The sequence below is a fragment of the Candidatus Lariskella endosymbiont of Hedychridium roseum genome, assembly GCF_964020185.1.
Classification (GTDB): Bacteria; Pseudomonadota; Alphaproteobacteria; order Rickettsiales; family Midichloriaceae; genus Lariskella.
In genome coordinates this window covers 1330144-1346693 of sequence record NZ_OZ026538.1, presented here as the reverse complement: position 1 = coordinate 1346693, position 16550 = coordinate 1330144, and the positions used below count along the sequence as shown (strand labels likewise).

At 36.0% G+C, this 16550-nt stretch carries 12 protein-coding genes and 1 pseudogene; 10 read left to right on the top strand and 3 right to left on the bottom strand.

Translation table 11 applies throughout. The features are described 5' to 3' along the window. Positions 1 to 83: 83 nt before the first annotated feature. The 6 genes from tgt to aspS all read left to right on the top strand — a co-directional run bounded on the left by tgt (position 84) and on the right by aspS (position 6730). Complete coding sequence (gene tgt / locus AACK98_RS06835; RefSeq protein WP_339040975.1) at positions 84 to 1247, top strand: tRNA guanosine(34) transglycosylase Tgt; 1164 nt, start codon at positions 84 to 86, stop codon at positions 1245 to 1247. A gap of 125 nt (positions 1248 to 1372) precedes the next feature. After that, positions 1373 to 2374, top strand: a complete 1002-nt coding sequence (gene lpxD, locus AACK98_RS06830) for a UDP-3-O-(3-hydroxymyristoyl)glucosamine N-acyltransferase (RefSeq protein WP_339040973.1) — start codon at positions 1373 to 1375, stop codon at positions 2372 to 2374. A 20-nt stretch (positions 2375 to 2394) separates the two neighbouring features. Beyond that, a complete protein-coding gene (gene fabZ / locus AACK98_RS06825; RefSeq protein WP_339040971.1) occupies positions 2395 to 2859 on the top strand; it encodes a 3-hydroxyacyl-ACP dehydratase FabZ in 465 nt (154 codons plus the stop codon). A gap of 4 nt (positions 2860 to 2863) precedes the next feature. Then, complete coding sequence (gene lpxA, locus AACK98_RS06820) at positions 2864 to 3679, top strand: acyl-ACP--UDP-N-acetylglucosamine O-acyltransferase (RefSeq protein WP_339040969.1); 816 nt, start codon at positions 2864 to 2866, stop codon at positions 3677 to 3679. A gap of 5 nt (positions 3680 to 3684) precedes the next feature. Beyond that, positions 3685 to 4542, top strand: coding sequence for an LpxI family protein (locus tag AACK98_RS06815; RefSeq protein ID WP_339040967.1), 858 nt, complete (start codon positions 3685 to 3687; stop codon positions 4540 to 4542). 385 nt (positions 4543 to 4927) lie between these two features. Next, positions 4928 to 6730, top strand: coding sequence for an aspartate--tRNA ligase (aspS, locus tag AACK98_RS06810; RefSeq protein WP_339040965.1), 1803 nt, complete (start codon positions 4928 to 4930; stop codon positions 6728 to 6730). A 159-nt stretch (positions 6731 to 6889) separates the two neighbouring features. Here the strand turns inward: aspS and nrdR are convergent, their stop codons facing one another. Continuing rightward, complete coding sequence (gene nrdR / locus AACK98_RS06805; RefSeq protein WP_339040963.1) at positions 6890 to 7351, bottom strand: transcriptional regulator NrdR; 462 nt, start codon at positions 7349 to 7351, stop codon at positions 6890 to 6892. A 10-nt stretch (positions 7352 to 7361) separates the two neighbouring features. Next, entirely contained in the window at positions 7362 to 7784 is a 423-nt protein-coding gene (locus AACK98_RS06800) for a hypothetical protein (protein WP_339040961.1), read from the bottom strand. A 7-nt stretch (positions 7785 to 7791) separates the two neighbouring features. On the opposite strand from AACK98_RS06800, the gene AACK98_RS06795 reads away from it, so the two are divergent. The 4 genes from AACK98_RS06795 (at position 7792) to AACK98_RS06780 (ending at position 15110) form a co-directional block, all read left to right on the top strand. Beyond that, positions 7792 to 8781 carry an RluA family pseudouridine synthase gene (locus AACK98_RS06795; protein ID WP_339040960.1) on the top strand — a complete coding sequence of 330 codons (990 nt, stop codon included), beginning with the start codon at positions 7792 to 7794 and terminating at the stop codon, positions 8779 to 8781. A gap of 331 nt (positions 8782 to 9112) precedes the next feature. After that, positions 9113 to 9736 carry a phosphatidylglycerophosphatase A gene (locus AACK98_RS06790; RefSeq protein ID WP_339040957.1) on the top strand — a complete coding sequence of 208 codons (624 nt, stop codon included), beginning with the start codon at positions 9113 to 9115 and terminating at the stop codon, positions 9734 to 9736. A gap of 189 nt (positions 9737 to 9925) precedes the next feature. Next, positions 9926 to 14680, top strand: coding sequence for an NAD-glutamate dehydrogenase (locus AACK98_RS06785; RefSeq protein ID WP_339040955.1), 4755 nt, complete (start codon positions 9926 to 9928; stop codon positions 14678 to 14680). A gap of 52 nt (positions 14681 to 14732) precedes the next feature. Continuing rightward, entirely contained in the window at positions 14733 to 15110 is a 378-nt protein-coding gene (locus AACK98_RS06780) for a twin-arginine translocase TatA/TatE family subunit (RefSeq protein WP_339040953.1), read from the top strand. Positions 15111 to 15145: 35 nt separating this feature from the next. Here AACK98_RS06780 and AACK98_RS06775 read toward each other — a convergent pair. Further along, positions 15146 to 16139, bottom strand: a pseudogene (locus AACK98_RS06775) (IS481 family transposase). Positions 16140 to 16550 lie beyond the last annotated feature (411 nt).

Sequence of the window (16550 nt, the reverse complement as noted above, 5' to 3'; positions counted from 1 at the left end):
TCACAAATGACAGCATACGGTCGCCGCGTGTTTTTAGAAGTCCATGAATGCTATTTGAACTAGTTGCGAATTAAGCACGTTATATGCCAGATGTAAGATTAACAAGTTACTCGAGATTAGAAGTGTCATTAAAATTCAATATAAAAACTAACTCTTCAAAAACTGCTGCAAGATTAGGGACTCTAAGCACGGCGCATGGTGATATTAAGACACCTGCATTTATGCCAGTTGGAACAGCAGCCACCGTTAAGGCTATGACACCTCACTCAGTTTCAGATCTTGGAGCTGATATTATACTATCAAATACATATCATCTAATGCTAAGACCTGGGGCAGAACGAATAGCTTCGCTCGGTGGATTGCACAAGTTTATGCAATGGAACAAACCAATTCTAACAGATTCAGGTGGTTTCCAGGTAATGTCTCTTGGTGCTTTGCGAAAAGTCACGGAAGAAGGTGTAATATTTAGCTCTCATATCGATGGCAGGAGGTATGTTGTATCACCTGAGCGTTCTATAGAAATTCAGCATCTTCTTGGAAGTAATATTACTATGATATTTGACGAATGTGTGGCATACTCTACAAGCTACAGTGAAGTTAAGAAATCAATGGAATTATCATTGAGGTGGGCTAAGAGATCTAAAAATGCTTATAAAAAGAGAGAGGGATACGGAATATTTGGTATAATTCAGGGTGGAACTTATAATGACCTACGCATTGAATCTGCAAAGGCTTTGATAGACCTAGATTTTGATGGTCTTGCAATAGGGGGTTTAGCGGTTGGTGAGCCGCAAGATGTGATGTTTGATTCAATTGCAGCGGTCTCTGAAGTGTTGCCACAAAAAAAGCCTAGATATCTGATGGGGGTAGGAAAGCCTTCTGATATCATAGGTGCTGTTGAAAGAGGAGTAGATATGTTTGATTGTGTTATCCCTACACGTTCAGGACGTAATGGACAGGCTTTCGTTTGGGATGGAGTGATAAATATAAAAAATGCAAAATATTCAGATGATCAAGAACCGCTTGACTCACGTTGTAAGTGCTATACATGCTTAAACTTCAGTAGAGCATATCTCAATCATCTTGTAAAATCCAAAGAAATTTTAGGCTCTATGTTGATGACATGGCATAATATTTTTTATTATCAAGAGTTAATGAATATAATTCGGCTTGCTATTCAAAAAGATTTGTTTGATACTGGCCTCGGTAATAATATTGCTAAATTACGTGATGTTGTGATTTCTTAAGGAGTATGCTAGTAAAAATATGCAATTTAGTGCTCTAAAGATGCAAGTTTAGATATGATACAATAGTAAGATGATTTCTAGTTTGAGAATTGTAATAGGAACTGACTAAGGTATAAATAATGGGAGTGTATGATTCATTTTGGCATTCTAGAAGGACTAGTGTTAAAGAGATAGCTTCTGTATCTGATTGTAAAATAGTTGGAAGTTCAAATTCCATTGTAGAAGGTGTTGCAACACTAAAGAATGCTGTAAAATCAGACATATCATTTTTTAATAATCCTAAGTATTTAGAGGATTTTAAAAATACGAGTGCTGGAGCTTGCATAATAAAAGAGAGTGACATGGAGTTTGCGCCAAAAGGTCTAACATGTCTTGTTACAAAAAATCCTTATGTAGCTTGGGCAAAAGCTTTGGATTTTATTTATTTAGATAAAGAAGAGAAAAGGTCTATCTCTTCGGATGCATATATTGATGGCACTGCTAAGATTGGTAAAAATTGTTTGATAGAACCTGGAGTTTTTATAGGTTCTAGGACTATTATAGGAGATAATTGTATAATCAGAGGCAATAGTTATATAGGAGAAGCTGTTGTTATAGGTAGTAATGTAGTTATAAATCCTAATGTGACTATATTATTCGCAGAAATAGGTGAAAGATGTATATTGCATAGTGGTGTGAGAATTGGGCATGAGGGATTTGGTTTTGCAAATGATGGTGTTGAAATAATAAAAGTGAAACAGTTGGGCAGAGTTATAATAGGGAAAAATGTTGAAATTGGTGCAAATAGTTGCATAGATAGAGGAGCAATAGAAGATACTGTGATTGGAGATAATACTAAGCTTAGTAATATGGTACAGATAGCGCACAATGTTTTAGTAGGTTCCAGTTGTTTTTTTGCCGGACAGGTTGGTATAGCTGGTAGCACAACAATAGGGAACTTTGTCATGCTGGGAGGGCAAGTAGGAATTGCAGGACATCTCAATATTGCAGATAATGTTTCTGTTGCCGCTCAGTCTGGAGTAATGACTGATATTCCTAAAAATCAAAAATTTGGTGGGTACCCTGCTGTTCCTATGATGCAATGGCATAGACAGACTATTACATTAAAAAAGCTAACTTCTAAGTAGTATAAAGAGTTTTAAATCTTATGGATAAAAATTTTTCAACGCTTCAAGTTACAAAAATAATGGAGTTAATACCACATCGGTATCCGTTTTTATTGATAGATCGTCTTCTTGAAGTGAAGGCAGGCGAGGGTGCTATTGCACTTAAGAATGTAACTATAAATGAGAATTTTTTTGTTGGACATTTTCCTAGTCATCCTGTGATGCCTGGTGTTCTGATAATAGAAGCAATGGCGCAGGCTGCTGCTGCTTTCATTACACTGGATCAGGGTCTACATTCTTCAGATAAGGTTATATATTTTATGTCTATAGAAAATGCTAAGTTCCGCAAGCCAGTAATTCCTGGAGATGCGCTATATCTACATGTCAGCAAAATTCAGGGTAGACAGAATGTGTGTAAGATGCGTGGAGAGGCTCGTGTAGATGAAGTTGTAGTAGCAGAGGCAGTTTTCTCTGCGATGCTAGTGGATAGAGAAAATAAGTTGTAGTATTATGAATAATATACATCCAACAGCTATAATAAGCGGATCGGCAAAGATCAGCGATGGAGTTCAAGTGGGGCCATACTGTATAGTAGGGCCAAATGTAGAGCTATCAAGCAATGTTACCCTTAATTCGCATGTTTGTGTAGATGGGCATACTTACATTGGTTCTGAAACTCAAGTATTTCCATTTGCTTCTATAGGTTATCCACCTCAAGATCTAAAGTTCAATGGGGAAGATTCACAACTTATAATAGGGAAAAATAATATAATCAGGGAATATGTCACTATGCACCCTGGCACAAGTTCAGGAGGTATGAAGACTGTAATTGGGAATAACTGTTTATTTATGGTTGGAGCGCATGTTGCACATGATTGTGTTGTTGGAGATAATGTGATTTTAGCTAATAATGCTACTCTTGGTGGACATGTTGTAGTTGGAGACTTTGCAATTTTGGGAGGGCTTGCAGCAGTTCACCAATTTGTTAGAATCGGTAGACACTCTATAATCGGTGGTTTGAGCGCGGTTGTTAAGGATGTAATTCCTTATGCTAGTGTTGCTGGAGATAGAGCAAAACTACTAGGAATTAACATTACTGGTATGAAGAGAAGAAATTTCTCTAGAAAACAGATTCGAGCTGCTTTAGATGCATTTGAGATGATTTTTGTGCAAGAAACTGGAGGAACGCTTGAAGAAAGAGCTGCGACGGCTGCAGCAAAATATCAGGATTGCATTAATGTAAAAGAGATATTCGAATTTATTACTACAAATAGTACAAGAACAATTTGTTTAACAACACAACATAAAGATACAGCGGACGAATAATTCAGATGACACAGATAAAACTCCCTTACAAAGAGCAACCTGTAGACATAGATAAGCTTGGTATTATAGCGGGCAGTGGCTTATTGCCTAGGCATGTTTATGATGCATGTATAGAACAAGGAATAGAAGTACATGTAATTGGTCTTGAAAATCAGACGTCTAGGGATTTATTTCAAGGAGTGGAGATTGAATTTTTTCCAGTTCATTCTGTTAAAAAAATAATTAATAAGATGAATGCTATTGGGATTAAATATGTAGTATGTGCTGGAGTAGTTAAGAGGACAAGTCTTTCAAAGCTGCTTTTAGATTTTAAGGCAGCAAAGCTTCTAGCGATGATTATGAAAGCTGGACTAAATGACAACGCTATACTTGGTGCAGTTTTGGAATTTCTGGAGAGAGAAGGGTTTGTAATAATTCCACCAGAGAAGATAGCGACTCAAATTGTAGCGAAAAGCGGGAGCATGGGATCTGTTAAGCCAACTCCTAGCGCGATGCAAGATATTCGGAAAGGGGCTAAGATTTTAAAAGGAATTGCAGCTTTTGATATAGGACAAGCGCTTGTTATGCAAAATGGCTTAGTGCTTGGTGTTGAGGCAGTGGAGGGAACTGATCAGCTAATTGAACGTTGTGGGAAGGTTCAGCAAAAAGGTGAATCATGTATCTTGCTGAAGGTTACGAAACCTCAGCAGGATAAGAGAATTGATCTGCCGTGTATAGGACCTGATACAATTACACGTCTTCATCAGTATCATTTTCATGGTGTTGCTGTGGAAGCTGGAGTTTCGTTAATTCTTGATAAAAAAGAGACAATTAGAAGAGCTGATGAACTTGGTGTTTTTGTTTTCGGTCTTGATGCAGACTGAAAACTTTGTATCTAGAAATTTATTCTGACTTTTTGCTTTACGCAGCTATCATAGATCGCATATAATCCACGTTATGCTCCACGTTATGCGCTTTTCAGGAAGAGCTTTTTCATTAATTTGAAGATGCTTTGGAGTTTTGTTGTATACAGAAGGTAAATACAGAGTTGGTATTTAATTTGCATACACACGAAGTTAGACTTCAAAAAGAGCTAGGAAGAGTGTTGGAGTCATGTGTTCGATACATAATGAGCGCTCTTGAAAAGGTATCAATTTTGAAAAGTGTGACGAGTATGTTTATTTAGTCTAGCAGTAGAGTTGATCTCTGAGAAGCTTTCTTGTAAATGTTTATTTTACTTAAGGTAAAAACTGAGTTATAGATTTTAAAATGCATAAATATCGTACACACAATTGTGGTGAGTTAAGAATTTCTCATATTGGTCAAACAGTTAAACTCTCAGGCTGGGTTCATAGAAAAAGAGATCACGGTGGTTTATTATTTCTTGATGTTCGTGATCATTATGGAATCACACAAATAGTGGCCTCTAAAGATTTGGGATTAAGCGACAGTGCGTATAATACAATATCTGAGCTAAGTTATGAAACAGTGATCACTTTAGTAGGTGAGGTTTTAAAGCGCTCTGATGATACTGTGAATAAATCCATTCCAACTGGAGAAATTGAAGTTGCAATTCGAGAATTGATTGTAGAATCCGTTGCTGATGTCTTGCCAATGCAAGTTAATTCAGATCAGCAGTTCCCAGAGGAAACTAGATTAAAATATAGATTTCTTGATTTGAGACGAGAAAAATTGCACTCAAATATAATATTAAGAAATAGCGTAATACAAAGTATACGCAAAAGGATGCAGGAAGCAGGATTTTTTGAGTTTCAAACTCCTATTTTGACTGCAAGTTCCCCTGAGGGCGCTAGAGATTTTTTGGTTCCAAGTAGGTTACATCCAGGAAAATTTTATGCATTGCCTCAAGCACCTCAGCAATTCAAGCAGTTGCTTATGATCTCTGGGTTTGATAGGTATTTTCAAATCGCTCCATGTTTTAGGGATGAGGATGCAAGAGCTGATAGAGCGCCAGGTGAATTTTATCAACTTGATATAGAGATGTCATTCGTTACTCAAGAGGATGTGTTTTCTACTATAGAACCTGTAATAGCTGGTCTGTTCAAAGAATTCTCAAATAAAAAAGTAGATTCTATTTTCCCTAGAATTAAGCATAGTGACGCTATTTTGAAATATGGCACTGATAAGCCTGACTTAAGGAATCCAATTGTTATATGCGATGTAACTGAAGTATTTGCAGAGTCAAGTTTTACCATATTTAGAGAGTGGATATCTAAGGGTAATTATGTTAGGGCTATACCTGCACCCAATACTTCTGCTGCGTCCAGAAGTTTTTTTGATAAAATAATTGCATTCGCTCAAACTGAGCTTGGTGCAGCTGGACTCGCTTATATAGTATTTGAAAATGATGATACTGCAAAAGGTCCTATAGCTAAATTTTTGTCAAAAGAGCAACTGAAACTGCTAAAGGAAAAAGCTGGTCTAAAAAACGGAGATTCGGTATTTTTTGTGTGTGATAACATAGTGAGTGCGCCAAAACTTGCAGGAAAGGTCCGCTCTAAGTTAGCTGATGAATTGGATATCTTAGAAAAAGATGCGTTTAGATTTTGTTGGATAGTGGATTTTCCATTTTTTGAATGGAATGAAGATGAGAAGAGAATAGATTTTTCACATAATCCTTTCTCAATGCCACAAGGTGGAATGCAAGCTCTGATTAATGCAGATACTAATGAAAAAAAACTTTCTATCACAGCTTATCAGTATGACATCGTATGTAATGGGGTGGAGCTATCTAGTGGAGCCATAAGAAACCATCATCCAGATTTGATGTATCTAGCTTTTCAAATTGCAGGATATAGCAGAGAGATCGTAGATGAGAGGTTTGGTGGAATGATCAGAGCTTTTAAGTATGGAGCTCCTCCTCATGGAGGGATTGCGCCTGGTATAGATAGAATTGTCATGTTGCTGGCAGATGAGCCAAATATACGAGAAGTGATAGCATTTCCTCTAAATCAGAATGCAGAAGATCTTTTGATGAATGCTCCGTCATTTGCTTCTTCAAAGCAGTTGAAAGAGCTTGGTATAACTCACAGCTTGATAGCAAAAAAGTAGAATATTTACAAAGTCAAAAACCTTATGGATTTTGTAGCATTTGATTTTTGTCTGTTTAAATTTAGGTGATTAGCCATATAGTCCATCCGCCAAAAATTTATTTGCTATGCAAATAAATTTTTGATGGGCAGACTATACACTCTACTAGCCAAAAGCTTTTTAAGTCTGTTTATCGCTACCGATGGCGTTTACAAATTTTACGAAGTCTTCAACATCATGAAAATCTTTATAAACAGACGCATATCTCACATGCGCTACTTTATCTAGCATAGCAAGTTCATCCATAGCAAGTTCTCCGATCTTAGTACTACTTACTTCAAGTTCTCCAAGCTTCTCTAGATTTTTTACTATATTAGTCGCTATATTTTCCAGATATTCTGGTTCTATTGGCCTTTTTCTTGTTGCGATTGTTAGAGATTTTAACAGTTTAGCGCGGTCAAACGATTTTTTTACTCCGTTTTTCTTTAACACTAGCATCTCATGCGCTTCCATACGTTCAAACGTTAGAAATCTTCCACCGCAATTCGAACAAAAACGCTTTCTTCTTATAGCGCTTGAGTCATTTATAGGTCTAGAATCACGAACAAACGTATCAAGAAAGCCACAAAAGGGACATTTCATTATTTAGCAATCATCCTGTATATTCATTGTACACGTGTTGCCCAGCATCCTGCTCTTGTTTTAGTATTAATTTTGTCTTGTTTATAACATCGCCACTACAAAGATCTATTAACAAGATCTCTTGTGTACCACGATGTGTTTTGGTAAGGACCAGAGCTCTATTGCCGGAGTATATAACATTCGCAACATCCATAGCAATGTCTAAATTTATTTCATTATACTTACACTTTTCTGAAGAGATATCACTTTGGAACAATACATCAGTGCCAGCCATCGTATTGAACAGGCCATGAAATAAATTCTTATTGTTATGATAAGTGGCGTAAGCTAAAATCATAACACAGGATAACATTACAAAATATGTAAGCTGCCAAAATAACTTTGATAACATAGGCTCTTGTTTTGCTTTATAAAATATTGAATTTCTAGACATACGCCCAGTGCTACAAGAAGAATTACCAAATAAAATATGTATATCAGGAGACTCTCTACCGATCAGGTTAGATAGAGCTATAGCTTCAAATTTTACAGCTTATTCGCGAGCAACTATCCAAAAACTCATACAAAATGGTAACGTAAGAGTGTCTGGAAAAATAGTAACAGACTGCTCATATCAAGTCAAACATCCAGCTTTAGTAGAGTTTACTAAAATTCAAGATCAAAAGAAAAAACAACTACCAAGCAGCCACGCTCCACTCTTAGTTGCTTTTGAAGATGACGACATCATCATATTAGATAAAACACATGGCATTGCTGTGCACCCTACATCTAATAATTCAAATAAAGTTACTCTTGTAGATTTGCTTAAACTGCACTGCGGTAAAAATCTATCTGATATATCAGGACCTCTAAGGCCTGGAATAGTACATAGATTAGATGCCAACACCTCAGGCCTTATGGTAGTTGCAAAAAATAATGCTGCGCATAAAATACTTTTAGATGCGTTTGCCAGCAAGCAAGTTGAGAGATTATATATTGCACTAGTGTTTGGAGTCCCATCACTGCAAAGTGGTATGATCTCAGCAAATATAAAAAGAAGTACAAGAGATAGGACTAAAATGACTATAACAAATAGCGGAGGCAGAAGAGCTGTTACACACTATACAGTAATGGAAAATTTCAGAGATAAAGTCAGTATGCTGGAGTGCAGACTTGATACAGGAAGAACTCATCAAATCAGAATACACATGAGCTTCAAAAACCACCCTATCATTGGAGATAAGATTTACATATCATCTAAGAATTTTAACCTAAGTACGCTAAGCAAAGAAACAATAGAAGCTATCACCTCTATGTCCAGACAAGCATTACATTCCTACAAAATCTCATTGCAACATCCTATAACTAACACCAATTTAATGTTTGAGAGTGCTCTACCTCAGGATATACAACATATATTAGACTTGCTACGTTTAGATATCACTTCGTAAATATAGCATTAAATTCAAAAGTTTTTCACACGTTAAAGTATCGTGCAAAAGCCCAATTAATAGGACTAAATGTTAATCTGATGATTATTTGTATAACGAAATCAAACAAAGTTTTTTTTAAATTCCACTAGCATGTGATAGAATCCATATGATGCACATGCCATCTTTACTGGGGGTTTTGTCATGTAGTCATTAGTAACACTCGTATTTTATGACGATTTCTTCTGGGCAATTTAAACTATTTTTTGCTAGTCCATTTTCTAGTTAAAAGATCAATACATTATTTAGTTTATCTAGCCTAACTTATGATTAATCTTGGAGCTTAGCAAAAATGTTTAGAAGAAAAAAGTTTTCTGCTCGCAGCACATCAATGTTTCTTGTGAATGCAAAGCGCATGACGATAGAAACACGTTTCAACTTTTCTACAGTAGTAGCAACTTGGTTCTATATAGGAAAATTTCCGATTATGCCAGGTACAATCGCCTCGATATGTACGTACCCAATATATTACTTCATGATTATAAGCTCAACATCATATAGTGAGATTTCACTCTCATTCTTTATAGTAACAGCTATACTCTGGCTCTTAGGACTTTATTCAGTAAGTGTCTTTCAGAAAGAAACTAATTCTTTCGATCACCAAATGATTGTAATAGATGAAATAGTCGGACAGCTTTTAACGTTTGCAATCTCATACGAATTCCTTGATAATATTAGTAGGTTTCTCTATTTCGAATTTGAAGCTATGAGTATGCGTACTATGACTCTATCTTTTATTATAGGAGTTTGTGCTTTTAGATTCTTTGATATAGCAAAGCCGTTTTTTATAAAAAATATAGATAAAAACTACAAAGGTGCTTTTGGCGTCATGTTAGATGATATTGTTGCTGGAATATTTGCAGGTGGCTCTATCTATATTTGTCATATTGTGCTGGATAAGTTGCGTTATTTATAAGTATGCTAAGGTTGCTTGTAAGTATTCTACTATTATATTTTGTTTTACGAATTTAAAAATATTGACTCACACTTAGACATTAATGTTCTATGTAGGCAATCTTGCGCTGCAATTACTAAAATGCTATAAGTCGCGTGGGAATAGCAAGTTTTTATTGAATCTTAAACAAATATTGGAGTCGTATTTAGTATGACAGACGATTTTATTCACTCTATTGAGAGTCTAGCAGAGGCATCCGACAAACTGCTCAAGTCATTTATACGCCGTCTGTATTCTGATACGCCGCAAGAAGATTTAAAGAGTCTGGGGGCTGGGTTATTATACGATGTTGCAAAAAAATCCTTCGAATTATTCAAAACAAGAAAAGAACATACAAGAAAAGTAGAGATTACACGCTTAGACGAAACAAGCGAATGGTGCGTGCTGCAAGTTGTAGGTTGCGAAATACCATTTTTAATCGAGTCTATCAGCAATGAATTAAAGCTTCAAGAGACAGAGGTGAAGCTTACACTTTATCCTGTTATATGTGTAAGTCGCGACGCTGATGGGAATCTGACAGAAATACTCGATAAAGGGACGCATAATGAACTAATCATACATTTCTATATACCAAATTGGCTTGGATATGAATACTATGCTGACCTGCTGACCAGAATAAACGCAATAATCAAGTGTGTTGAGCTAGCTGTGAGCGACTGGGAACATATGAAGCAAAAGGTTAGTAGTAATATAAAATACGTACAAGAGACTGCTTTTAAAGCTAATATAGAAAAGAACGAATATATTGAATTTTTGAAATGGACATTAGACAAAAACTTCATATTTTTAGGTGCTTTCATTTCACAATGCACTGAGAAAGATGCGGAATTTTCTATAGTAAAGGGCAGTGAGCTTGGTATATGCAAAGATGCAATGTACAAGAACGTTCCTATAGCATTTGAAGAACATGAAGATCAAGTGGTTCTGGTTGCAAAGTCTGAAAGCAGATCTGTCGTACACAGAACTGATTATATGAATTGTATATGCATTAAAAAATTTGATGCAAATGGCGTTAATACTGAAAAAACTGTATTTTTTGGATTTTTCACTTCGGCAACATATTACCAAAGTGTTCGCTCTATCCCATTTATTAGGATGAAGGTCAATAACATACTAGCAAAGTACGGACATGATGAAGCAAATTATAACTCGAAGGAACTAGTTACGGCACTGGAAGCATTCCCAAGAAGCGACTTATTCCAGATTCATGAAGACACACTCTATGAAATGGTGATTGGTATAGTTTCGCTTAGCCTCGCGCCGAGAGTAAAAGCATTTGCAAGATCAGATGGTTCTAAAAAGTTTGTTAGTTTCATCTTATTCATACCAAAAAAACTCTCAAGCGCTAATAGCATCAGCGCTATAGAACGAATTATAGAGCAACAATTTCATGGCCATATAGCAAGGCGCAATATTCAGCTCAGCGAAGGACAACTAACAAGATTGCAGTTCCTAGTAAAGCTTAATTCAGAAGCAGGCCTTCAATACAATCTACAGAAAATAGAAGAACTTGTTACATGCTCTATAAGTGCATGGCAAGATGAATTATTTAAAGCATTATGTGCTAAATACTCTAGAAATGAAGCAACAATCCAATATCAAAGATATAAAGATGCTTTTGACCCAAAATATCAGGCAAGTTTTGTAGCGCAGCAGGCTGTGCATGATATTAAGATGATGGAGCTTTCCATTGCTAGTCAAGACGTTAAATTCAGCTTTTACGTCTCAGCAAAAAGTGGAAAAGAGCTGGCTCAGCTAAAGATCTTTTCACCAAGTGAGCTTCTGCCTCTATCATCCACACTTCCTATAGTGGAGAACATGGGCTTCCTTGCTGTAGATATGCTTAGCTTCAAAACACAAGCTAAAGTTCTACTAGAAGAGCAAGAAATATATGTGGATTACTTCAGACTCGAACCTAAGAACAAAAATTTTAAAGAGATATATAAAAATATTAAGTCAGAGATAGAAGACGCATTTGAAAGAATTTGGAGAGGAGAACTTGAGAATGACGAATTTAATTCTCTAATTACATATGCAAAAATAAATTGGCGACAAGTTTCAATGCTGCGAGCATATGCAAAATATTTTAAGCAGATAAGATTGATATATAGTACAGGTGCTATTGCGACAACACTGGCAAACAATGCAACGATTACTGGAAAGATAGTACAACTATTTAATTACAAGTTCGACCCTGCAGTAAAAGATTTCTCAGATGAAGAACTAAAAGCAATTCAAGATTCAATTTTAGAATTACTTGTTTCTGTACCAAGCATCACAGATGATAAAATACTGCGTCTATATTTAAACGTGATACTTGCAACGAAGCGAACAAATTATTTTCAGCTAAATGAAGAAAATGAGCATAGTAGTTACATTTCATTTAAAATAGCATCGGAAGAAATGGATGAGATTCCGCTTCCAAAGCCATTCCGCGAAGTGTGGGTTTATTCTCCAGCTTTTGAAGGGATTCACTTAAGAGGTGGGAAAGTAGCAAGAGGTGGAATTCGCTGGTCAGATAGAATGGAAGATTTTAGAACAGAAATTCTAGGCTTAATGAAAGCACAAATGACAAAAAATTCTGTCATAGTACCTGTAGGTTCTAAAGGAGGGTTTGTTGTTAAATCTGTAACACCTGCAGTCGGACGTGATATTTTTTTTGAGGAAGGAATTAGATGCTATAAGAAGTTCTTATGTGGAGTCTTGGATGTTACAGATAATATAGTAGATGACGAGGTTGTCCCACCTTCTGGTGTGGTGAGCTATGAAGGAGCTGATCCGTATTTAGTAGTCGCAGCAGACAAAGGAACTGCTACATTTTCTGATTATGCAAACACTATCGCTGCTAAATACAATTTTTGGCTTGGTGACGCATTTGCATCAGGCGGTTCAGCAGGTTATGATCATAAGAAAATGGCAATTACAGCAAGAGGTGCCTGGATATCAGTTGAACGCCACTTTACAGAACTTGGCATATATATAAAACAACAAACATTCTCTGTTCTTGGTATTGGTGATATGTCAGGAGATGTATTTGGCAATGGAATGCTTCTCTCTGATAAAATCAAGCTGGTGATAGCTTTTAATCACGCACATATATTTTTAGATCCAAATCCAGATCCAGAAATAAGCTTTAAAGAACGCAGCCGATTGTTTGGGATGTCAAGATCTCAGTGGTCTGATTATGATAAGTCACTTATTTCAAGTGGTGGTGGTATATTTTCAAGAAGTGAGAAGAGCATAGCAATATCTGATGAAGTACGAGCAGTATTGGATATTACAGATGAAGCATTATCTCCTGATGAGCTTATTAATGCTGCTTTAAAAGCACCTGTAGACTTGATATGGAATGGCGGGATAGGTACATATGTTAAAGCTACTTCAGAAACACATGAGATGATAGGAGATAAGAGCAATGATACCTTAAGAGTGAATGGAGCAGAACTTAGGTGTCGCGTGTTTGCAGAAGGTGGCAACTTAGGATGCACTCAACTCGGCAGAATAGAATATGCAAGAAAAGGTGGAAAGATTAACACTGATTTTATAGATAACTCTGCAGGCGTTGATTGTTCAGATCACGAGGTGAATATCAAAATTGGTTTCTCCAAATTATTGCAGAATGGAACATTATCTTTAGATGAAAGAAATGAACTACTCATTGAAATGACAGATGATGTTGCAAGTTTAGTACTGAGAGATAACTATAAACAAACACAGTTAATTTCCCTTGAAGAATTTTCTGGAAGCAAAGCTATGGAAATGCAGGCTTGGCTCATGCGCTACTTGGAATCACAAAATGAACTAGATAGAAGTCTGGAAAAATTACCAAGTAATGAAGATCTTGTGTCCCTACAAAATAAACACGGAAAGCTTTCAAGACCAGAGATTGCTGTACTCATGGCATATGCGAAAACATCAGCTCTTAAACAGATAGCAGGTGTTAATTTCTCATCAGACAGTCATCTAATGCAGAGTTTGATTCAATATTTCCCTAAATTAATACAAGAACGCTATAAAGATGTATTTTTAGAACATAAACTCAGAAACGAGCTCATACATACAGTTCTTGTAAATGACTTTGTTAACATGCTTGGGTGTTGTTTTTTCCATCAGCTATTGAGCGATGGAGGGCATGCTGCTGAAAATATAATAAAGGCTTTCGTGGTAGTGCGTGATAGCATGGATGTTCAAGGCGTTTTGCAAAAGATAGAGGAAATGAGTAACAAGATTCCATTTGAGAGTCAAGCAAGCTTATTCATATCTATACAAAAATTAATAGCAAGCGGAATAACATGGGTGTTGAAACATCACAACGTAATAGATGATGTTGGAAAGCTAGTAGAATCATACAGAGAAACAGCTATAAAAGTTAAAGAACTTACTGCAAAAGGTGAAATATCATTACAATGCAAGCTTAATGTTGTTGATAAAACAAACCCCCTCTATCAGGAAGTTGTCGACAATATAGAAGAACTAAACGCCGCTAGTAATATTTTTGATATATTACATATTTCAGAATATGCAAAATCTAGCATTGAGAAAGCCGCACTCGCCTATTTTATAGTGAGTTCAAAACTCAGTATATTTAGTATTGTGGAAAGAGTTGGGCATGCATCACCAAAACATTATCTTGATACAGTCGCACTCAGAGAATTGGTAGATGAGATTTCTGATATTAAAGTAGCATTGATAGCAAAATATATAAATGCTAGCAAAAATGGCACTGAAGCCAGTGCAGATGCGAACTTAACCTGCTGTGGCATATTTAATTGTGCAAAGCTAAGACGTTATGAGGAACTGCTGTCTGATATTGGCAATATCACCGATGAATCTTTGATTTCAACATTAGTTGTAATAAAGAAACATTTGAATGATCTTGCCTCTGATAGCAATGGAGGCAATTAAGCAATTTTGCTATTGTACTGTTAACGTGCCATATAAATTGGGAGAATAGGAAATGTTTGATGTATCGTTTTCTGAAATTGCAATTATAGGTGTAGTGCTAATAGCACTGTTTGGTCCTAAAGAAGCAGTGGAAATATTAATGGATATAAAACGATACTTCAACTCTGCAAAAAGCTCCTTAGCTCAATATATGGAATACATCGAATCTGAATGTTCCTTGGGAAAGAACAACGAACCATATAATAGAGATAAAATCATGGACTATATAGTAGATCTTGACGGTAACCTGCAACCAACCTATGATCTCAGCTGCTTAACGCCGGAGATAAAATCTTCTGACTCTAATACAAAAAAGCCGAAGGGCATTTGGAAAAAAACAACTAAATCTAAAATACGTAGGGGTAGCAATAAAAAACTTCTACACTTGTAGAAGTCAAGATTTGATCTTACAGACAGTTATAAATTTTATATCTGCTTGTCAGTTAAGTTTCGACTGTCAGATATGTAACTGAGATACAAGATTTCATTATTCTTTTCCACAGCTAACTTTTTACTATCCAAAAAAGTTTGCATAGGTGTTTTTCCATAACAATATTTACCAGAATGAGGTCTTTCATTGTTGAAATATTCTAACCAAATATCAAGATCTAATTGCAAGTCATCCAATGATGTATAAATCTTTTTACGCATAGCTGTATCAAAGAATTCTTGTTTCATAGTTTTATTAAAACGTTCACACATACCATTAGTTTGAGGTGAATATGCTTTAGTTGTTGTATGCTCTATACCTTCTATACTGAGAAATAACTCAAAAGCATGATGTTCTATATTTCCCTTATATTCTCCTCCACGATCTGTAAGAATACGAAGCATCGGTATCCCTTGACTCTCATACCATGGTAACACTCGATCATTTAGCATATCAGCAGCAGTAATCGCAGTTTTGTCAGTATACAGTTTAGCATCAGCAAATCTACTGTAGCTATCAATAAATACCTGAGCATAAACCTTTCCTATCCCTTTGAAATTGCCTACATAATATGTGTCTTGGCAACCTAAATAACCTGGATGTTGTGTCTCAATTTCTCCATGTGCTTCTTTTTCATTACGGCGTTTCTCTAGTACTTGCAGCTGTGCTTCGGTCAATATAATACCATCTTGGGCCATCTTAGCTTCTAAGGCTTTCAATCTTTTATTGATATTATTCAAATCATTACGTAACCAAATCGATCTTACTCCTCCAGGAGAAACAAGTATACCACTCTTCTTCAGCTCATTTGATACTCTAAGTTGTCCATATGCTGTACTCTATCGCCATATCAACTACTGCTTTTTCTACTGCAGGATCTACTCTATTAGCGATTATTGGCTTCTTGCGACTTATCTCGTATAGCGCTTCTTCTCATCCTGTTTCATATAGTTCTTTAAATCTGTAATAGCTATCTCTACTATAACACATTGCCTTACATGCAGATTATATACTACCAAGGCTTTTTGCCAATTCAAGTAAACCTAGTTTCGGTTTGATGATTTTTTGATTTAAGTTCATTGCTTATCTCCATTTAATAACTAATTTAATTTACTAAATGTAAGAGCCACACGAAGTTGTCGGCGCATCTGCAAACATTGATCAGGTGCAAAGTATAATAGAAGGGCTTAGTGCATATATATGGGCAGCAACACCTAAAGTATTAGCAACTCTGAATATTACAGTGAACAGTAAAGTAATAGAAGAGGCTGTAAAACATTTATATTCTAAGACACCTCTTGTTTACCGCTCTATACCACGATGCTTTACCAGATAATTTATACGCACACTAAAAGTCTCAGAAGCTGTATAAAATGGTGTTTTAAGTCCGTAAGAAAATGT